The sequence below is a fragment of the Streptomyces sp. NPDC052043 genome (assembly GCF_044548235.1).
In the GTDB taxonomy this organism is placed as follows: domain Bacteria; phylum Actinomycetota; class Actinomycetes; order Streptomycetales; family Streptomycetaceae; genus Streptomyces.
Window position 1 is genome coordinate 170073 of sequence record NZ_JBIUBT010000005.1, and the last position, 19362, is coordinate 189434.

14 protein-coding genes and 1 pseudogene are annotated in these 19362 nt (G+C 70.5%); 6 read left to right on the top strand and 9 right to left on the bottom strand.

All coding sequences use genetic code 11. The features are described from left to right. Positions 1-250: 250 nt before the first annotated feature. The gene (locus tag ACIHCX_RS15080) at positions 251-1768 is read right to left on the bottom strand and encodes an MDR family MFS transporter (RefSeq protein WP_400029963.1); all 1518 of its coding nucleotides are present in this window, start codon (positions 1766-1768) and stop codon (positions 251-253) included. A gap of 249 nt (positions 1769-2017) precedes the next feature. Between ACIHCX_RS15080 and ACIHCX_RS15085 the strand changes: the two genes are divergently transcribed. Next, complete coding sequence (locus tag ACIHCX_RS15085; protein WP_400029406.1) at positions 2018-2614, top strand: TetR family transcriptional regulator; 597 nt, start codon at positions 2018-2020, stop codon at positions 2612-2614. Between the two features lie 240 nt (positions 2615-2854). Here the strand turns inward: ACIHCX_RS15085 and ACIHCX_RS15090 are convergent, their stop codons facing one another. From ACIHCX_RS15090 to ACIHCX_RS15105, 4 genes are all read right to left on the bottom strand, one after another. Then, positions 2855-5026, bottom strand: coding sequence for a hypothetical protein (locus tag ACIHCX_RS15090; RefSeq protein ID WP_400029407.1), 2172 nt, complete (start codon positions 5024-5026; stop codon positions 2855-2857). A gap of 163 nt (positions 5027-5189) precedes the next feature. Further along, positions 5190-6638 carry a glycoside hydrolase family 6 protein gene (locus ACIHCX_RS15095; protein ID WP_400029408.1) on the bottom strand — a complete coding sequence of 483 codons (1449 nt, stop codon included), beginning with the start codon at positions 6636-6638 and terminating at the stop codon, positions 5190-5192. Positions 6639-7079: 441 nt separating this feature from the next. Continuing rightward, positions 7080-7631, bottom strand: coding sequence for a YcxB family protein (locus tag ACIHCX_RS15100; RefSeq protein ID WP_400029409.1), 552 nt, complete (start codon positions 7629-7631; stop codon positions 7080-7082). Positions 7632-7816: 185 nt separating this feature from the next. After that, positions 7817-8407: a malonic semialdehyde reductase gene (locus tag ACIHCX_RS15105; RefSeq protein ID WP_400029410.1), complete on the bottom strand. Its 591-nt coding sequence runs from the start codon at positions 8405-8407 to the stop codon at positions 7817-7819. Positions 8408-8645: 238 nt separating this feature from the next. Here ACIHCX_RS15105 and ACIHCX_RS15110 point away from each other — a divergent pair, with 238 nt between their 5' ends. Together ACIHCX_RS15110 and ACIHCX_RS15115 are read left to right on the top strand one after the other, a co-directional pair. After that, on the top strand, positions 8646-9830 hold the full coding sequence (locus ACIHCX_RS15110) for a cellulose-binding domain-containing protein (RefSeq protein ID WP_400029411.1): 1185 nt from the start codon (positions 8646-8648) through the stop codon (positions 9828-9830). A gap of 103 nt (positions 9831-9933) precedes the next feature. Then, positions 9934-10079, top strand: a pseudogene (locus ACIHCX_RS15115) (SAM-dependent methyltransferase); the annotation flags it as partial. A gap of 20 nt (positions 10080-10099) precedes the next feature. Here the strand turns inward: ACIHCX_RS15115 and ACIHCX_RS15120 are convergent. The 3 genes from ACIHCX_RS15120 to ACIHCX_RS15130 all read right to left on the bottom strand — a co-directional run bounded on the left by ACIHCX_RS15120 (position 10100) and on the right by ACIHCX_RS15130 (position 13583). Next, positions 10100-11560 carry an MFS transporter gene (locus ACIHCX_RS15120; protein WP_400029412.1) on the bottom strand — a complete coding sequence of 487 codons (1461 nt, stop codon included), beginning with the start codon at positions 11558-11560 and terminating at the stop codon, positions 10100-10102. 75 nt (positions 11561-11635) lie between these two features. After that, positions 11636-11914: a hypothetical protein gene (locus tag ACIHCX_RS15125; protein WP_400029413.1), complete on the bottom strand. Its 279-nt coding sequence runs from the start codon at positions 11912-11914 to the stop codon at positions 11636-11638. A gap of 592 nt (positions 11915-12506) precedes the next feature. Continuing rightward, positions 12507-13583 (bottom strand): Lrp/AsnC family transcriptional regulator, encoded by a 1077-nt coding sequence (locus ACIHCX_RS15130; protein ID WP_400029414.1) that lies wholly within the window; start codon positions 13581-13583, stop codon positions 12507-12509. A gap of 298 nt (positions 13584-13881) precedes the next feature. On the opposite strand from ACIHCX_RS15130, the gene ACIHCX_RS15135 reads away from it, so the two are divergent. Further along, on the top strand, positions 13882-15162 hold the full coding sequence (locus ACIHCX_RS15135; protein WP_400029415.1) for an amidohydrolase family protein: 1281 nt from the start codon (positions 13882-13884) through the stop codon (positions 15160-15162). 181 nt (positions 15163-15343) lie between these two features. Here the strand turns inward: ACIHCX_RS15135 and ACIHCX_RS15140 are convergent, their stop codons facing one another. After that, the gene (locus ACIHCX_RS15140; RefSeq protein WP_400029416.1) at positions 15344-16825 is read right to left on the bottom strand and encodes a multicopper oxidase family protein; all 1482 of its coding nucleotides are present in this window, start codon (positions 16823-16825) and stop codon (positions 15344-15346) included. 287 nt (positions 16826-17112) lie between these two features. On the opposite strand from ACIHCX_RS15140, the gene ACIHCX_RS15145 reads away from it, so the two are divergent. Both ACIHCX_RS15145 and ACIHCX_RS15150 read left to right on the top strand, forming a co-directional pair. Beyond that, the gene (locus ACIHCX_RS15145; RefSeq protein WP_400029417.1) at positions 17113-17583 is read left to right on the top strand and encodes a MarR family winged helix-turn-helix transcriptional regulator; all 471 of its coding nucleotides are present in this window, start codon (positions 17113-17115) and stop codon (positions 17581-17583) included. 182 nt (positions 17584-17765) lie between these two features. After that, entirely contained in the window at positions 17766-19358 is a 1593-nt protein-coding gene (locus tag ACIHCX_RS15150) for an MFS transporter (protein ID WP_400029418.1), read from the top strand. The last annotated feature ends 4 nt before the right edge of the window (positions 19359-19362 follow it).

The following is a 19362-nucleotide window of genomic DNA, read 5'->3' on the forward strand; positions in this document are numbered from 1 at the left end:
TCTCGTTGAGCCGGAGCCAACCGCGTGTGACGTCCGGTAGTCAAGTGATCGGCGACCTGTCGTGGCTTGTTGCCGCCGCATTGTGATCATGTGCGTTACGGCGCGGTCGCAGCCGGGGTCCGGTACGTCGTGCGCGTCGGGCGCCCCCCGCAAGGCGGGAGGCGCCCGACGCGTCGACCATGTCCGCGGACCGTTCTGTGCCCGTCGGCCCGTCAGGCCTCGATCGTCATGCCTGTTGGCCCGTCAGGCCTCAGTCGTCGGTGCTCTGGCCCGGCAGGTCGACGCTGTCGCGGAGGGTGACCGGGCTGAGGAACAGCGCGGCGACGGCACCGACCGCGGCGATGATCGCGGAGATCAGGAAGATGTGACCGGTGGCGTCTCCGTAGGAGGTGCGGACGACTTCCTGGACCGGGGCCGGCAGCGCCTTGATGTTCAAGGTGGATCCTCCGCCGCCCGAGCCGGCCTTGATGCCGAGCTCGGCCAGGCCTTCGGTGATCTTCGTGCTCACGGTGTTGGCCAGAACCGCCCCGAGCACCGAGACGCCGATCGTGCCGCCGAGGGAGCGGAAGAAGGTGATGGCTCCACTGGCCGCGCCGAGTTCCTTGAGCGGGACGCTGTTCTGGAGGATGAGAACCAGGTTCTGCATCGACATGCCGACGCCGACGCCGACCGTGGCCATGCCGGCCGACACCGCGACGAGGGACGTCTCGTGGCCGATCGTGGACAGGCCGAGGAAGCCGAGCACGAGGACGACGACACCGATCAGTACGACGGGCTTGGGCTTGCCGGTCTTGGAGACGATCCGCCCGGCCACCGTGGAGGAGACGAGCACTCCGGCCATCAACGGCATGGTCAGCAGGCCGGCTTGGGTGGGCGAGTAGCCGCGTCCGATCTGGAAGTACTGGCCGAGGAAGACCGCTCCGCCGAACATCGCCATGCCGACCGCGAGGCTCGCCGTGATGGCCAGGGCGGGGTCGCGCCGCGTGATGATGTGCAGCGGAATGACCGGTTCGTCGACCCGGGACTCGACCCACAGGGCCGCACCCAGCAGCACGACGGCGCCGACCACCATGGTGGCGGACTGCCAGGACAGCCAGGCGAACGAGTTGTCGACGAACGTCACCCACAGCAGCAGGAGACTGACGCCTGCCGCGATGAGCGAGGCTCCCCAGTAGTCGACCTTGGTTTCCGGCCGCCGGACGTCCTGCAGGTGCAGGGTGCGGCTGAGGATGAAGGAGGCGACGACCGTGAAGGGCAGCGCGATGAAGAAGCACCAGCGCCAGCCAAGCCAGGAGACGTCGGTGATCGCCCCGCCGAGCAGCGGACCGCCGACGGTGGACACCGCCATGACGGCGCCGAGGTAGCCGTTGTAACGGCCGCGCTCCCTCGGGCTGACCATCGCGGCTATGACGACCTGCACCAGAACCTGAAGTGCGCCCATGCCCAGGCCCTGTACCGCGCGGAAGCCGATGAGCTGACTGGTGTTCTGCGAGAAGCCGGCGCCCAGGGAGCCCACCACGAAGATCGTGATCGACGTCTGGAGCAGGAGCTTCTTGCTGAAGAGGTCGGCCAGCTTGCCCCAGATCGGCGTCGAGGCGGTGGAGGCCAGAAGGGTCGCGGTGACCACCCAGGTGTACTGCGACTGCGTGCCGTTCAGCGAGCCGATGATCTGCGGCAGCGCGACCGAGACCACGGTCGAACTGAGCATCGCGGCGAACAGCACCGTCAGCAGCCCGCTCAGTGCCCGCAGCACGTGCTTGTGGTCCATGATCGCGGAGCCGTCCGGGCCCCCTGTTACCGCTGTATGCGCACTCACGCGCAAACCTCCGGAAGAAGTGAGAAAGAAGTGAGAACGAGGACAAGGCCAGGCCGACGGGAGAACGGCACGACGGCACGAGAGTCGGCCGACAACGCGGTCCGGACACGGCCGGGACGCCGACCGACCCAGAATACATGCGCAGTGCGCAATTTTGCCTACTGCGCAAAGCTGTTCCCGTCCTCGTAGGATGGCGGCACCATGGAGCGCACAGTGGGACTACGTGAACGCAAGAAGGCCGCCACACGGCAGGCGGTCCACGAGGCCGCGCTGCGCCTGACAGTGGAGCGCGGATTCGACGCGGTCACCGTGGAAGAGGTGGCCGACGCGGTGGGCATCTCGCGCCGGACGTTCTCCAACTACTTCGCCACCAAGGAAGACGCCGTCCTGTGGGGCGACGAGCGCTACCTCGAGGAACTGGTCGCCGCGTTCCGCGCCCGCCCTCCCGAGGAGAGCGCCTGGGCCGCCCTGTGCAGCGCCGTCCTGGACCGACTGCCGGAGAGCGGCGCCCAGGAGTGGGAGATACTCGTCCGCACCCGACTGGCGCTGCGCCACCCCGCGCTCCTGGCCCGTCAGCTCGCCAACCACGCCGGTCTTGAGGCAAGCCTCACCGAGGCGATCGTCGAGCGCCGTCCCACCGGGTGCGCGGACACGGCTCTCGACGCCCGGGTCATGGCGTCGGCCTTCCTCGTCGCCCTGCGCATCTCCATGCGCCGCTGGATCGAAGGCGACCTCGCCGAGGACCCGCGTGAGCTGGTCGCCGACACCATGAACCGCATGGCGCGCCCGTTCGTCTGACGCCCCCTGGGCCGGCGGATGCATCTGCGCCGGCGGATCCGGATCTGCGCCTACGGATCCACATCCGCGCCTACGGGGTCCGCACCTCACTGGGGGCTACGGCACGAAAAGCCGCCGGCGTCCCTCGTACGGTGGGACGGCCGGCGGCTTCGAGTCGGTGGCGAGGAAAGCGAAGGGGCTGGAATCAAGGAGTGATGAGAAGGAAGCCCCCTCATGGCCTCGCCACGGCCACGTTAGCAGTCAGGCGGGGATCAGGTCGCGCAGATTTTCGGGGGTGACGACACGTGACTCCGGGTGCAGCCCGTCGGGCCTCTCCAGGCCCACGTAAGTGACGGGACCCGCCGGTACCGCCTTCCCGTCCCACACGGTGACGGTCGTCGCGCCCTCGGTCATCAGGTCGGTGAGATGGCGCACCGTGAGATGCTCGCGCTCGACGATGCCGCGCACCAGCGTCGCGACCGTCACCCGGTTGCCCTCGACCCGGTTGGACGTCGGAGTCCCCTTCAGGTAGAGGTGCAGCCACTGGGCACGCCACCGGCCGTCGGACCCGCGCAGGAACGCCAGCGGCAGCGCGACCCGGCCGGGACCGCGCAGCTCCGACTTCATGCGCACCGTGCGCGGCTCGAACGGGCGTCCCTTCTGCTCCCCCTCGCGCAGCATGAACCCGAAGAACGACTCCTCGACCTCCTCGAAGCCCTCCCCGGAGAAGATGTTGACCTGCGGGACGACGCAGGTGCCCCGCACGGCGCCCAGCCGCAGGTTGATGAACTCCGTGGCCCCGTCGGGCGCGTCCGTGATGTCACCGGAGTGCTCGCCCTCGGCGTCGCGGAGGTTGGTGTACGACAGCCAGGAGACGGTCGCGTAGTCGCCGTTCAGCAGCAGCGCCGACAGGTCGAAGTCGGTGGTGCGCGCGGTCTGCTTCCAGTACACGAAGAAGCGCAGCAGCTCCCCGTCGACCGGGGACACCGAGCCACGCGGCAGCACACCGAGCCCGGACGCGGTCGCCCTGCCGCTGAGCGGCAGCGCCACGTCCAGGACGGCCGGGTCGATCAGCAGGTGGCCCGCGGGGGGCAGCCGGCGACGCAGCTCCACGTCCAGGGCGGCGATCAGCCGCTCGCGCTCGGGCGCGGGCACCGGCGCTCGGGTGTCGTCGGTGACCCAGGCCCGGCCGAGGCGGTTGACGAACACCCGCTGCTCGCCGGTCTCCTTCGCCCGGTTGTGCAGGTGCTGGCGCACCGACAGCGCGACCCTGCCGGAGACGTCGGGGACGACCTGCTCGGCGGCGGCCACGACGGCGTCGCGCTCGTCCTGCGTGAGGGCGGTGCGCAGCAACCGGTCCAGGGAGCGGAACAGCTTGCCGGGCGCGGCCTTCAGGAGTTCGACCGCGCCGGTGATGTCGTTCGTGGCGAGCAGCTCCTCCACCCGGCCGTCCAGGGAGTGCGCCGCCTTCTCGCCGCGAGCGACGGCGAACACGTCGGCCGCGTGCGGCCACCGCGGGTACTCGTGCGGGTGCAGCCGCTCGCCGAGCCGCTTCCACATCTCGCGGTGCGCGGGCACGTCGGCGAGCTTGGCCGGCGCCGCGGCGACGACCTCGTCAAGCCCGGCGAGCAGCGCCCGGCGCACCGCACGGGGCAGCGTGCGCAGCCGCGTCGGCTCCTGAAGGGTCACGTCACCGCCCGAGAGCGCGCAGGCCAGCCGGAGCACATCGGTGACCGTGTCCAGCAGCAGGCCCGCACCGGCCATCAGCCGGGCCTGGTTGACGACGGCCCGGTTCTCCCGCACCGGGATCTCCGCGGGCTGCGGTCCGTCCGCGCAGTGGCCGGCGAGGTCCCGCAGGTCCCGCAGGCCGTCCTCGCCCAGAGGCGTGCTGCTGCCCGCGAGCGCCAGGTACAGGGCGGTGAGTTCGTCGTCCAGGGAGCCGCCCAGGTGCAGGACCGTCATGCGGTCGCCCGCCGCGGCGATCAGCTCGTCGTGGTGGGCGAGCATCTCGGTGTACGTGTGCCGGTAGTCGCCGTACGACGGGAGGGTGAGCAGGTTCACCACACCGATGCTCAGCTGCTCCAGCGTGCTCGCGCGTGCCCCGTCGTCGGCGAGCGCCTCGGCGATGCACCGCGTCCAGAAGTCGAAGGTGTCCGGCACGTTGGCCGGGAAGTCGACGAAGTACACGTTGTGCCGGACGTGGTCGCCGACCATCTCACGGACGGTGCCCAGCGTCCGTACGGCGGTGTCGACGACCGTGCCCTCGGACAGCTCCGACAGACGCTCGAGGAGCTCCGCCGAGAGCTTGAAGCCCACGGACATCAACGCGGCGTCGAACTGCCGCGCCGCGACACCGCCTTTCCCGGCGGGGCCCTTGGGGAAGGGGATGCGGTGGGTGTGCCGGATGACCAGAGGGTCGAGTCGGTGGACCATTCCGGCATGGTCGCAAGCCCGAACGAGCGTCCGCACCCGGTTTTCGTGAGGCTGGGCGGGCTAAGGACACGTCCGCGCTCCTCCGCGCCCCCGACCGGGCGCCGTGGACTGCGGGTCGGCCGGCCCGAGGGAGCCCTGGGCCGGCCGAGGACGCGGCGCACCGTCAGGACACGGTGCAGGCGGTGCCGTTGAGCGTGAAGCCGGTGGGGGCGGAGTTGGTGGAGCCGGCGCTGCCCTGGAAGCCGAAGGAGGTCGAGCCCCCGGCCGGCAGGGAGCCGTTGTAGTCGAGGTTGGTGACGGTCACCGCGTTGCCCGACTGGGTCGCCGTGGCGTTCCAGGCGTTGACGACCTTCTGGTCGTTCGGGAAGGTCCACTTCAGCGACCACCCGTTGATGGCGGCGCCGCCGGAGTTCCGCACGGTCACATCGGCGTTGAAGCCGCCCGCCCAGGAGCTGCTGATCGCGTAGTCGACGGCGCAGGCACCGGCCGGCGGGTCGGTGGTGGGCGGCGGGCTGGTGGGAGGCGGCGTGGTCGGCGGCGGGCTGGTGGGCGGCTGCGTGGCCGGCGGGTTGGGGGCGTTGAGGGCCAGGTCGTAGGCGATGTCGGGCAGGAAGGTGCCCGCCTTGCCCGCGCAGCCGTCCGCCTCACCCGGCGGCTTCACCCAGAGGAAGGCGTCGATCGCCGGGTCCCCGGTGTCGGTGGTGGGGTAGGCGCCCAGGGAGCGCCCGGATGGGTCGCACCAGGCCCCGCCGCCCGCCGGGCCGTTGCCGTTGCGGCTGGTGTCCACCACGGCGTGCAGGTTGGCCGGGTTGCCCAGCGCGGAGAGGATCGCCTTGTCGTAACTCACCTCACCGGCGGTGGTGTTGAAGTTGGAGACATTGGTGTAGAAGCCGTCGGCGCTGGTCAGCACGCCCGCGCTGCGCAGTCGGTTCGCCTGCTCGAAGGCGCTGTTCCAGGTGGAGTGACCGCCGTCCATGTAGACCTTCGCCTGGGGCGCGGCGGCGTGGATGGCGGAACCGGCCCGCGAGAGCGAGGCGTAGCGGTCGTTCAGCTCCTGGGAGTTGAGACAGGTGGTGAGTGCGATGGAGTCCGGCTCGAGGATGACGATCGACGGCCTGCTGCCGAGCCCGGCGGCGAAGCTGCCGGCCCAGCTGTCGTAGGAGGCGAGGTCCGGGGCGCCGCCCGCGGAGGCGCCGCCGCAGTCGCGGTTGGGGATCGTGTACGCCACCAGTACCGGCACCTGACCGGCGGAGGCCGCGGCCGAGGTGACCTTGCTGACGTCGGCGGTGACGGTGGAGGGGCTGTACGTGGAGAACCAGACGGCCTGCGGCTGGCTCGCGATCTTGGCGGAGATCACGGGCTGCCGGGAGTCACCGGGGTTCGCGGCGACCCACTTGACCACCTGGGACTCGGGGTCCGTGTAGAACTGGGTACCGGCAGGCATGCTGCCCGGTGCCGCGGCCGCCTGCACCTGGGTGACCAGCGCCGCTCCGGCCGCCGCCACACCGGCCGCCAGGCCCAGGGCGGCGATCCGGCGCCCGAGTGAGGCCCGCCGGACGGAAGAGCCTCTGGGAGGTTCCCCGGGTCGGGGGGTGTGGTTGGGGGGTGTCACAGTCGTCCTCCGTGCTCTCAGCTGGGAGAGTGACAGGGGGGCATGTGCATGACTCATGGGAGCGCTCCCATGGGTCAGGGCAGCATATCCATGCTTGACAGGCTCATGTAATCCCTGGGTCTCATGAATAACGAGCTTCACGGGAGCGCTCCCGTGAATCGGACCCGTGGCCCACGGTCTGCCGGGGCGGGCCGTCAGGACCAGGTCGGTGTCACGGGTGCTCGAAGGCGTCGGGTGAGGAGCCGGCCCACCGCGGGCAGTGCGATGAGCGGCAGGCCCGGACCGTCGTGCGGCATCATGAGCCGACGCTCGTCGCGGGCCGGCCGGTGCGGGGCTTCGACACGCGGGCGGTGCTGGTGATGAGCGAGAGGGTGCCGGCTCCCTGGCCGGTGACGTAGCTCCCGTGACGCGTGGCCTCGAGCGCGGGGTGTCGCCGCCCGATCAGTCGCTGGACGGACGCGGTGCGAGATGCCGCGCGACGACCGCCCGTATCCCGTCGACGCCCGTTCCGTCGCGCAGTCCGCGCTTCGGCAGCAGGGTCATTCCCCCCACCGTGTCGTCGATGACCAGTATGAAGAGGTTCGCCGTCTCGGTGTAGTGGCGGAAGGACGCCCAGGGGACGGTGGTCCCCATGACCGCTGTGGCCGCGTGTACGCCGTTGTCGTCCGCCCGCATGGTGTACTCGCCCTGGGAGCGTGCGTACCTGGTCATCTGTCGCACTCGGTACAGCTGGTTCACCCACCCGCCCAGGAGCATCCCCAGTACGGGGCACAGAGCTGCGGCCACCAGCACCGTCACGTGCCCGGGTGCCGCAAGCATCAGGAGAACCACGAGGACGGCCGCCGTGATCAGCCCGGCGATCAGCGGAAGACGCCACCAGTGGGCGGCGGAACCGGACCGTGCGTGCAGCGCCTCGGCGATGTCGGCCCGGGTCGGCAGATAGGCCAACTCGACACGGGCCGAGACCGGTGCCTCCCGCTCCTCGTTCTTCATGGAGCGGGATCGTAGCGGCGGCCGAAGAGCTGTCTCGGCCGGGACTCCCGGACTCGGTGCATCACCCTGTCGGCCGGCCCCGGGGCCAACAGGGCGTGCCCGCCCCGAAGTCGAGTTCCTGGCAGGTGTTCCCAGGCGATCCCGCAGGGGCGGAACCCGGTCCGGATCCCCGTCGCCGAGCCGACTCAGACCGTGGTGACGACCTGGTCGAACTTCAGGCGGGGGGAGCGCGGGTACCAGGCGTCCTCGCCCGGCTTGCCGATGTTGACGACCATCAGCGGGGTGTGGTCGTCGTCCAGGAACTCCTTGCGGATGCCCTCGAAGTCCAGGCCGGTCATCGGACCGGCGGCCAGGCCCGCGGCCCTGACGCCGATGATGAAGTACGCGGCCTGGAGGGCGGCGTTGAGGGCGGCCTGGCTCTCCCGCACCCCCCGGTCACCGAAGACGGCGTCCTTGGCCTGGGGGAAGTGCGGGAAGAGGTGGGGCAGTTCCTCGTGGAACTCGTTGTCCGCGGAGAGGATCGCGACCAGGGGAGCGGCGGCGGTCTTCGCCCGGTTGCCCTCCGCCATGTGCTGGACGAGACGCTCGCGTGCCTCGGCGGAGCGGACCAGGGTGATGCGCAGCGGCGACTGGTTCATGGACGTCGGTCCGTACTTGACCAGGTCGTAGATCGCCTGGACCTGCTCCTCGGACACCGGTTCGGCGGTGAAGGCGTTCGCGGTGCGGGCCTCGCGGAAGAGAAGGTCCTGAGCGGCGGGGTCAAGAGCGAGCGACATGGGGGAACTTCCTCACAACGGGTGGTGGATCCCGGGGGATCGGCGTGCGGCACGACCCTACGTCTTGAAAGTTCAAGGTTCAATCAAAACCGGCCCGGTGGTGATCAGCTTCACAGGGTGACGGTGCGCCGCGGTCACCTTGGCCGTCCCGTGCATTGACAGGGTGCGGCCCTGGTCGCTCTGATGTATGGGAGCGCTCCCACATCCCGCATTCCGCATCCTTCCCCCGGAGGCATACGTGCGCACCCCCCACTTGCGATTACCGCGCCGGTCCTGGGCGGCGGCCCTCGCGGCGGTCGGGTCCGTCGCCCTGCTGGTGTCCGGATTCGTCGCGACACCCACCAGTGCCGCGGAGGCCGGCTGCCGGGTCGACTACACCGTGGACCAGTGGGCCGGCGGCTACACGGCCCAGGTCAAGGTCACCAACCTCGGCCCGGCGGCCGACGGCTGGCGTCTGACCTGGACCCACGCCGACGGCCAGCGGGTGACATCGGCGTGGAACGCGTCCGTCACCCAGACCGGCGCCTCCGTCGTCGCCGTCAACGCGGACTGGAACGGCTCGCTGGCCACCGACGGATCCGCCGAGTTCGGCGTCCAGGGCACCTGGAGCTCGACCAACCCCGACCCGACCGACTTCGCCCTCAACGGTGTGGCCTGCGGCGGAACCGGCACCACCCCGCCGCCCACGACTGAGCCGCCCACGACTCCGCCCCCGACCACCCCGCCGCCCTCCGCCGACTGCGGCAGCGCCGTCGTCTGCTCGGACTTCGAGGACCAGACCGGCACCACTCCCTCCGGCGCCTGGCAGTCCGCCGCGCCCGACTGCCAGGGCACCGGAACCGCCACAGTCGACACCTCGGTCGCCCACAGTGGCAGCAGGTCGCTGCGGATCGACGGCAGCGCCGGCTACTGCAACCACGCCTTCGTCGCCTCCACCGCGGATCTGTCGTCGGTGGGGCCGGTGATGTATGTGCGCATGTGGGTGCGGCACACCACCGCCCTCCCCGCGGCCCATGTCACCTTCGTCTCCCTGCCCGACAGCTCCCAGGGCGGCCGCGCGCTGCGCGTCGGCGGCCAGAACGGCGCCCTCCAGTGGAACCGGGAGACCGACGACGCCACCCTGCCCGCGCAGAGCCCGGCGGGCGTGGCGCAGAGCAGGCCGCTGCCGACCGGAAGCTGGCACTGCCTGCGCTTCGCGATCGACACGACGGCGCCCAAGCTCGACACCTGGCTCGGCGACGAACAGATCCCGGGCCTGCACGCGGACGGCGTCCCCACGCAGGACATCGACGAGCAGTGGCTGGCCCGCACCACGCCGCCCCGGCCCACCGCCCTGCGCCTGGGCTGGGAGAGCTATGGGACGGGCGACGACACACTCTGGTTCGACGACGTGGCCGTGGGCTCCTCGCCCATCGGCTGCTGACGGCCTGCGCGAGACCACCGGCACGGACGGCGCGCCGGGACGGAACTCCCCTTCCGTCCCGGCGCGCGCCGTCAGTGCCTTGCGCGGACGGGCCCGACGCGCTGCCCCCGGCGGTCACCTCGTCCTTTCGCGCACCATCACGCCGCCGGACATGCCGGACGTCGACGCCGCGGTGGCGTTCTGGAACGAGCACGGCACGCCGAGGCTGACCCCGCGCACCCGGCCGCCGTCGCTGGGTTCTTCGACGGGCCGGTGGGCGGTACGGAGGGTCAGTCGGCCAGGGCCGGGACGGCGGGCCGGTCTGCCGGGTCATCGTGGGCACGGTGCCGGGGGAGGACCGCAGCGGCGAGGACGATCAGCAGGCTGATGCCCGCGCAGCAGGCCCAGACGACGATGTAGGCGTGCTCGGTGGGGATCGCGGTGTGAGCGAAGGTCAGGGCATTGAGTACCGCCGCGAAGACAGCGCCGGCAACGGATCCACCGAGGGTCTTGGTCGTGTTGTAGATGCTGGTGGCAATGCCGGTGCTGTCGGCCGGGGTGGCGTCGAGGACCAGGGCGGGCAGGGCTCCGAGAGCCAGTCCGGTGCCGAAGCCCGTCAGCACTCGGGAGGCCACGAACTGCCAGGGCTCGTCGTGGGCGAACGCCAGCGCCAGGTAGCCGACGGCGAGCAGTGTGCCGCCCAGGGCGAGGGTGGCACGCTGACCAACGCCGCGGCCGAGCCTGGCGACCACGGTGGCGGCAAGGAAGGCGCAGATGCCGGACGGCAGGCTTGTCCAGCCGACACCGAGGGTGTTCAGGCCGAAGCCGAAGCCGACCTTTTCCCTGGGCATGGCCATGAACATGGTGCTGGCGGTCTGGGAGCCGAACAGCGCGGCGCCGAGCACGAAGCTGGCCAGGTAGACGGGGAGCAGGTTGCGACGGACACTCAGGCGCAGGTCCACGATCGGGTGCTCGGCTCGCAGCTCGACCAGGCCCCAGGCCGCCAGGGTCAGGGCGGCCACCCCGAACAGGGCGATGACGCCACCGGAGCCCCAACCCCACCCGGGACCTTGGGCGATGGCCAGCAGCAGTGCGCCGAGACCCGCACTGAGCAGGCCGGCGCCGGCCCAGTCGATTCTGGCCTGGGCCCGGGTGGTGGACTCCGGAACCAGAGTGAAGACGACGACCGCGCACGCGAGGGTGGCCAGGGCGGGTACCCACAGGATGCCGTGGACGCCGGTGATGACCTCGGCCAGCAGGCCGGACGCGATCAGGCCCACACTGGCTCCGAAGGTGAGGGCGCCGACCAGCATGCCGATGGCGCGCTTGGCGCCGTCGCCGTCCAGCTTGTCGCGGACGATGCCGATCTCCAGTGGGAGCAGTGCGGCCAGCGGGCCCTGGAGGATGCGGCCGAGCAGCAGGACCGAGTACTGGGGCGACCAGGCGACCAGGACGGAGCCCGCGGCCAGGGAGAGGACGGCGACGCGCAGCAGCCTGCGGTGGCCGTAGAGGTCGCCCAGGCGTCCGAAGAGCGGTACCGAGAGGGCGGCGGAGAGCAGTTGCAGGGAGCTGACCCAGTTGAGGTCACCCGCGCTGACGTGCAGTTCGACGCCCACCTTGGGCAGCAGTACCGGGATCATGCCCTGGACGATGCCGCTGACCAACTCCATCACGATGAGGAAGCCGACAACGGTGGTGACTTTGACAGCGCCGGCTCTTGTGGTGGCGGGAACGACCGGGGGGTTTGACACGGGGGACTCCAGGGGCGTGCGGGCCGCGCTCGGGCGGCGGGCGGGGTGAGACGGTGCGGTGCGGGTGCTGCCGTGTCAGCAGGTGAAGATGGTGACGGGTTCGCCGTCGGGGTCTGGGGTCTCCAGGGCCGATCCGGCCGCTGCGCGGGAGGCCGCTGTGGTGCTGACGGTGGTCAGGTCAGTGCGGGTGGCCTCGACACCGAGGGCCGCCGGCGCCGATATGACCGCCGAGTCCGGCTCGCGCGGTGCTCGGTCGACGTCGGGGTCCGGCAACGGCGTGGGCAGCGCCGCGCGGCCCAGGACGGGCGGCGCAGGTGCCTGTCGATGGCCAGTTGATGGCCTGCTGGTGGGCATCGCCGGTGGCGAGCAGGATGTCCTCGACGTGGGGTGGGGCGACGACGCGCCGGAGGGACGGTGGCATGTCCTCGGCGTCGAAGCTCGTCGTCGGCAGGGCCAGTGCGGGAATGCCGGAAGGATTCCAAGGCGCGGTGAGATTGAGCTCTGCACCGGGCGGGGCGCCCCGTCCGCTTGCCTGCGGGTGCCGGTGGGCCAGGTGGGCAGGGCCAGGCTGTGCCGCCGCCCTCGGCGAGGCGGCCGCGCAGGCCTTTGGTGAGGGGCTCGCTGGGCTTGCAGGTACAGGTGTGAGGGGGTGAGCGCCCCTGCCGCGACCACCCGGCGGAACACCCGCCCGTGCGCCCGGCACGCAGGTTGGCGGCCGTCCCGCTCAGAGCACGTCCGGGCGAGGTGGCAGGCGCACGGCGGGGCGCTGCTACGGGCATGAGGGACCTCCGGAGCGAGCCGGGAAAAGGGGCGGACCGCCGGACGTCCTGCTGCCCTACGGCACAGGCCGACCGCGTGGCGGTGAGGGCCGATGCTAGGGTCCGCCCGTCAACCGGAGGGGATTTGCAGCATTGCGTCAACCGGGCGGGGCTTGTGCAGGAAACCTTCAGCCGCCCTGCGTTGAGCGGCTCACCATCGGGGCCGTGTCCGGGGTGTCCGAGGAATGCCAGGAGACCGGGTCGATCGGGATGTGGCCGATGCTGTGGCCCTTCTCGTCCAGCAGTCGTCCCAGCAGCTTGAACGTGCGCAGGCAAAGAGTTCGGTCGGCCACGGTGACGTCCGGGCACCGCTGGTTGACCAGCCGTTCGAGCCGATAGAGGTCACCGATGTCTCGCAGCCAGGCGAAGAGCAGCAGGTTGGTGGGCCCGGACAGCGCGGCGCAGGCCCGGATCTCGGGTATCGCGGCCAGCGAGCGGCCGTTCTCCTCCAATCGCCGTGCCGGGGTGTCGGCCCACAACACGGCGGTGTAGGGCCACCCTGAGGCGGCCTGGGCGACCTCGCAGCGCAGTACGGCCCGCTGTCCTGCCAGCAGGCGGTTGACACGGCGGCGCACCGTGGCCTCGCTGAGACCGGTCCGCCCGGCCAGCGTGGCAAAGGTCTGCCGGCCGTCCGCGGCGAGGATCTGGATGAGTCGGCGCTCATTGGCACTCAGCTCGGTTGCGGCGACGCCGGACTGCCCCGTCGGCGGTCCAGTGGTCAGCAGGGCCCGTTGCTGGGCCGGCTCGAGCGATTGCAGCCGCCACAGGCTGGCCTCGCCGTAGATCTCTGTGACCAGGTGGGTGCGAGTGGCGGTGATTCCGTCCATGCCCCCGAGCCGATCCGTCACGAACTGCGACAGGGCGACTGGTGCCTGGTATGCGACGGCCAGCAGGAGAGAGCGGGCACCGGTCAGATGGTGAACGCTGAGGACGCTCGGCTCGTGCGCCAGTTCTCGCGTGACCTCACCAACAGCCCTGCTGAGGCAGTCCACCTCGACATAGGCGATCCGTGCACCGTGAACGGCGGCCGGTCCCGCGGAGCAGGTCACCCAGGCCATGCCCGCATCGCTCAACCGCTCCCAGCGGCGGGCGACGGTGACCGGGTCCACATCGAGGACCTTGCCCAGTTCCACCCAGGGGGCTCGGGGCCGTACCTGCAGCGCGTTGACGAGCGCCAGATCAAGCTCGGTGACGGAATCCTGCATCTGATCGGCTCCACTCGGATACCAGCGAGCCATTCTCCGAAGAGAATGACGGATTCCCGTATCTTTGCAGGAATCCTCCTCGGGCTGCACACGCTGGTGGCTGCCAACCCAGGCGGGGCAGGAGCACCGGACCGGTGTGTGGTTCCGATCTTCATCGAGCTGATGGTGCCCCCATCGCGCAACTCGGCGGTCCGACCGGGCACCCCGGTCGCCTGGACTGCGACCTGCTCCGCATCACAACCGGACGTACCACCCGAGAACACACGCGCAGACGCGCACATCGCCGAGGAGTCCCTCCGTGAACGAACCTGGCAGTATCCGTCTCGTCAACGCCCGCGTCATCGACGGCACCGGCGCAGCGCCCCTCACCGATGCCGAGGTGGTCGCGGTCGACGGCCGCCTGGTCCATGTCGGAACGCGGCGGGAGCACGTACCGGACGAGCAGCGATCACTGCGGACCGTCGACGTCGGTGGCCGCACCGTCCTGCCAGGTTTCTTCGACTGCCATGTGCACGCGGCACTTTCCCTCGAGGAGGGCCTGGTCGCGCAGTTCGCCGACGCGGGCTCGTACACGACACTGAAGACGGCGCGGCGGCTGCGCGACACACTGGCTGCCGGTGTCACCACGATCCGCGACCTCGGCGGCCTCGACCACGGATTCAAACGGGCCCTCGAGGACGGCCTGCTCACCGGCCCGCGGGTGAAGCTGGCCGTGGGAGTCATCTCGCCGACCGGGGGGCACGTCGACTCGGTCCTGCCCAACGGCCAGTCCCCCCGCGCCCAGCTCGGCGGCAGGATGGCTTACGTCGCCGACACGGACGAGCAGGTACTGACAGCGGTGCGCGAGCTGGTGCGTTCGGGCGCCGACGTCATCAAGGTGTGCACCACCGGCGGTGTCTCCAGCCCGACCGACCAGCCGGACGACCTCGGTGTGACAGAGGATCAGGTGGCGCTCATCCGCGCCGAGCTCGACCGTCACTCCGGCCGGCGCCGGATCGCCGCCCACGCGCAGGGGGCCGCCGGCATCCTCGCCGCCGTCCGCGGTGGAGTCGACAGCGTCGAGCACGGCTACGCGATCAGCGACGAGTGCATCGAACTCATGCTGGAGAAGGGGACGTTCCTCGTGCCGACCTTGAGCTCCGCGCTCCGTGTCCCGGACCCCAAGCTCGTCCCCCCGTATCTGTACGAGAAGAAGGTGCGCTGGTCGGAGATCGCACGCGAGCACGTGTCGAAGGCGCTGCGGGCGGGGGTCAACGTCGCGCTCGGCACCGATGCCGGAGTGTGCCCGCACGGCCGCAACCTGCTGGAACTCGCGCACATGGTGGAGCTCGGGATGACCCCGGGCGACGCCATCGTCGCCGGCACCCGCCACTCCGCCCGGTTGCTGGGCGTGGACGACGAGCTCGGCACCCTCGAGGTCGGCAAGATCGCCGATCTCGTGGTGGTCGCGCCCGACCCACTCGCCGACATCTCGGTACTCGCCGACCCGGACACCGTCGAACTCGTGGTGAAGGCGGGCGAGGTGGTCAAGGACACCGCCGAACTCGCCACCGGCGGGCCTGACAACGTGGCTGCCTGACCCCTGTGGCCCGGCCACCTCGAGCGGGTCAACGGAACAGCGCGGCAAGAAGGTCTTCACCGATGCGTCGCACCGGCTCCAGGTCGAGTTGGTAGGAGGCGCGGCGGCCGTTGCGCTCGACCGCCGCCCGGCGCCCACCACGATGTGCCTCTCACGGCTCTGGCAGCCCCTCGAAGGGGATTCAGGTGCAGCGCAGCAGGGTCATGAATCCGTAGTCCATGTGGAGTTGCTGGTGGCAGTGGAAGAGGGACAAGCCCGGTTGGTCGGCGGTGAAGTCGAAGTCGACGGTCTGGTAGCCGCCGAGCATGACGACGTCCTTGAGCAGACCGTGGGTCGGGGTGCCGGCGATGTGGGTGACCTCGAAGGTGTGGCGGTGCAGGTGGAGGGGGTGGATGTCGTCGGTGGCGTTGCGGAACCGCATCCGGTACCGCTTGCCGTGCTCGACATCCATCACCGGCTTGTTGGTGTTCATGTTGAACGGCACGCCGTTGAGGGTCCAGATGTTGAATCCGTTGTCGGCGGCGTTGCGCTTCTCCACCAGAAAGTCGAAAGTGTGGTCGGGCCGCTGGGCGGTGGCGCCGGAATGGGCGAAGGTGCGGTAGTCCCATGTGGATGAGGGCGGTGCGGTCCATTGCGGGGAACCGGTGCGGCCGGCGTACTCGACCACGGCGCCCATGCCGTTCTTCCGGTCGTCGTCGGCCAGGTCTCCCAGTACCCACACACCGGGATGGTTCATCTCCACCAGGGCCGAGACGCGTTCGGCGGTGCCGATCCACAGCACCGGCACGTTGGCCTGGCGGGGCACCGGGTTGCCGTCCAGGGCGACCACCTTGAAGGTATGACCGGGCAGGGCCAGGCTGCGGATCTCGGTGGCGCTCGCGTTGAGGACGTGGAACAGCACGCGCTGCCCGGACCTGACCTTGATCGGCCGGCCGTGGCCCAGTTTGCGCCCGTTGATGCTGAAGACGCGGTAGCCGACCTCGTTGCCGTGCGGCATGCCCCGGGCCAGCGACTCGGCCATCGCCTTCTCGCCCCGCTGCTTCAGGTCCGGCACCTCGGAGCCGGCCAGGAAGTCCTGGGCCATGTCCCCGCCGTGGCTGAGGGAGGGCTCGAACTCCTTCAGCGTCAGGAACACCTCCTGGTCGTAGGCGCCGGGATCGGCTTTCGGCTCGATGTAGACCGGGCCCACCTGACCGGTGTACGTGCTCCGGGTCAGGTCACCATGTGCGGCCACATGGGTGTGGTAGAAGCGGAAACCGGCCGGCCCGGGCGTGAACGACAGGCGCCGCATCCCATGCGCGGGGATGAAGGGGGTGCCCTCCTCCGAAGCTCCGTCCACTTCGGCGGGAATCCGCTGGCCATGCCAGTGGAGCAGCTCGGGCGTGCCCGTGTCGTTGTGGACGTCGACCACGACCGGGCGGCCCTCGGTGAACCGCAGCAGCGGGCCGGGGAACTGCCCGTTGTACGTCGTGGTGGACACGACCGTGTCCGGCGCGAGCTCGACCCGCCCGGTCGCGATCCGCACCGTGTAATCCGCCGTGCCCGCGGCAGCGGACTCGCTGGACGGCGCTTTGGAGCCGCAGGCGGTGACCACACCGGCACCGCCCCCGGCCAGCAGGGAAGCGCCACCCAGCTTGAGGGCATCGCGACGAGAGATCGACACGGCTCTGCTCCCTTCCCTGTTCCCTCGGGGTAACCCGGCGAATGCGGGGCGGCTGCACACACGCGAGGGGGTGTGCGCTGAGTTAGTTGTGTGATACGGAAAGTAACCGTAGTGGATCGAACACCCGTGGACGCCGGTGACATCAGCAGCGGCTGCCTCCCTCACCGCTGTGGGTGCCCGCGGCCTGGGCCGGCGGGCACAGCGGCCGCAAGGGCGGGCTGCTGCGCCTGGCTGTCCGGCATTTACCTATGTTGACATAGGTATGTTGGCGTACCTATAGTCGGTGCGTGCTCGATTCCAGCGCCGCCGACCGGCAGAACGACCACGTGGCCTCGGTCCTCGTGGCGGTGCTGCCTACGCTGAACAGGGCGCTCGAGCGGCGGGTGGTCCGGGACTTCCCTCACCCGACGCTGCCGGAGGGGCAGCTCGCTCTGCTGCGGCTCGCCGAGGAGCGCGCGGGCATCACGGTCCGTGACGCGGCGGATGCCCTGCTGATGAAGCCGAACAACGTCAGCGCTCTCGTCGCGCAGCTCACCGAGCTGGGGCTGTTGGAGCGCAGGCGGGATGCCGTCGACAAGCGGGTCGCTCATCTGCACCCCACGGCGCTGGCCACGGAGCGACTCGCGGAGGCGCGGGGGCTGAAGGAAGCCCACATGGCGCGTCTGCTGGAGAACCTCACCGACGGAGAGCAGGACGCCCTCGGTTCGGCCTGCGGCGCGCTGCTGGCGTTGACCCGGCGCTTCTACTCCGCCGACTGACCTTCCGGCACCGGTTCTCCGGCGCGCGCCCGGTCCTGTGCGCAGCCCGCACGTCGACCGCGCCGTCGCCTCACCGCGCGTCCCCCGTCGGTGGCCGCACGCCGCCGCATCTTCGCCCGTGCCGCACACCTTGATCGATCTCGTCGACCTGTCGACGTTCTCACCACAGACAAGGCACCCGCATGCCCTCCACCACCGTGGACCACTCAACCCTGCCCACTCCGTCCCCACCGGTCACCGAGCGGGGCCCGCGTTCCAGTCCGTGGCTGACGCTGATCGCTGTCGCGATCGGACTCTTCATGGTCAACCTCGACGGGTCCGTGGTCTCGATCGCGAACCCGGAGATCGGCCGGGCCCTGCACGCGTCCACCGCGGACCTGCAGTGGGTCACCAACTCCTACCTCATCGCCATGGCCGCAGCCCTGATCCTGGGCGGCAAGCTGGGTGACCGGTTCGGGCGGCGTACGTACTACACGACCGGGGTCGCGGGCTTCGTCGTGACCTCCGTCCTGATCGGCCTGATCGGCTCCGTCGAAGGGGTGATCGTCTTCCGCGCGCTGCAGGGACTCTGCGCCGCGCTGCTGATCCCCAACACGCTCGGCCTGCTGCGTGCGGTTTTCCCGCCGGAGAAGTTCGGCATGGCGGTGGGCCTGTGGGCGATGGTGGCCTCCTGCTCGACCGCGCTCGGACCGGTCGTCGGCGGCCTGCTGGTCGAGCACGTCAACTGGGAGTCCGTGTTCTACATCAACGCGCCCATCGGTATCGCGACCCTGGTCTTCAGCGCGTTCGTACTGCCGCAGAGCAAGGACTCCACCGGCCGCCACCGCTTCGACATCCCCGGCGTGACCCTGCTGGCGCTCGGCCTGGTGGCCGTGGTCTTCGGTGTGATCAAGGGCGAGAGCTGGGGCTGGACCTCGGGAGGAACCCTGGGTTCCCTCGCCGCCGGCCTGGTTCTGCTGGTGCTCTTCGGCTGGTACGAGACCCGTGTCCGGCACCCGCTGCTGCCCATGCGGCTGTTCCGCAGCCCGGCGCTGACCATCGGCACCGTCGTCACCGCGATCAACTTCTTCGTGCTGCTCGGCGTCATCTTCTTCCTGATGCTGTACCTGCAGAACGTCCGGGGCCTGACTCCGGTCGAGGTGGGGGTGCGCACCCTGCCACTGAGTCTGGCCTCCGTGGTCGCGGCACCGCTGGGTGCGGTGCTGACCGAGCGGTTCGGCGCGCGTCTGTCCATGCCGCTGGGCATGTTGCTGGAGGCGGTGGCGTCCCTGTGGATGCTGACGTGGGACGCGCACTCCTCGTACGCGGTCATGTGGCCGCCGTTCGTGCTGCTCGGTCTGGGCGTGGGCATGGTGATGGCGGCGTCCTCGGACGCGATCGTCGGCAACGCGCCCGTCAAGGACGGCGGTGTCGCGAGCGGCCTGCAGTCCACCGCACTGCAGATCGGCGGCGCCCTCGGCACGTCCGTGCTGGTCTCGCTGATCAGCAGCCGCGTGGGCTCCACGCTCGTCGGCGAGCTGACCGGCGCCGGGTTGCCGGCCTCCGCGGCCGATGGCTTCGAGGAGGCGAAGGACGCCGTGGCGATGGGCGTGGCGCCGGTCGAGGACGGCATGCCCGCGCAGCTGAGGGCCGCCGTCGTCGAGGGCAGTGGCAACGCGTTCATGAACGGTGTGCACGCCGCCGTTCTCGTCACCGCAGTTCTGTGTCTCGTGGGTACTCTTCTCGCCGCCGTGGGCCTGCGCCGCGACGCCGGCTCCCCTGCTGTCGACGGCTGACGGT

Bases quoted from the DNA above. Each gene is read 5' to 3' on its own strand.
- ACIHCX_RS15080 (WP_400029963.1), bottom strand. From the start codon at position 1,768: ATGGACCACAAGCACGTGCTGCGGGCACTGAGCGGGCTGCTGACGGTG.
- ACIHCX_RS15085 (WP_400029406.1), top strand. From the start codon at position 2,018: ATGGAGCGCACAGTGGGACTACGTGAACGCAAGAAGGCCGCCACACGG.
- ACIHCX_RS15090 (WP_400029407.1), bottom strand. From the start codon at position 5,026: ATGGTCCACCGACTCGACCCTCTGGTCATCCGGCACACCCACCGCATC.
- ACIHCX_RS15100 (WP_400029409.1), bottom strand. From the start codon at position 7,631: ATGAAGAACGAGGAGCGGGAGGCACCGGTCTCGGCCCGTGTCGAGTTG.
- ACIHCX_RS15105 (WP_400029410.1), bottom strand. From the start codon at position 8,407: ATGTCGCTCGCTCTTGACCCCGCCGCTCAGGACCTTCTCTTCCGCGAG.
- ACIHCX_RS15125 (WP_400029413.1), bottom strand. From the start codon at position 11,914: ATGCCCACCAGCAGGCCATCAACTGGCCATCGACAGGCACCTGCGCCG.
- ACIHCX_RS15130 (WP_400029414.1), bottom strand. From the start codon at position 13,583: ATGCAGGATTCCGTCACCGAGCTTGATCTGGCGCTCGTCAACGCGCTG.
- ACIHCX_RS15150 (WP_400029418.1), top strand. From the start codon at position 17,766: ATGCCCTCCACCACCGTGGACCACTCAACCCTGCCCACTCCGTCCCCA.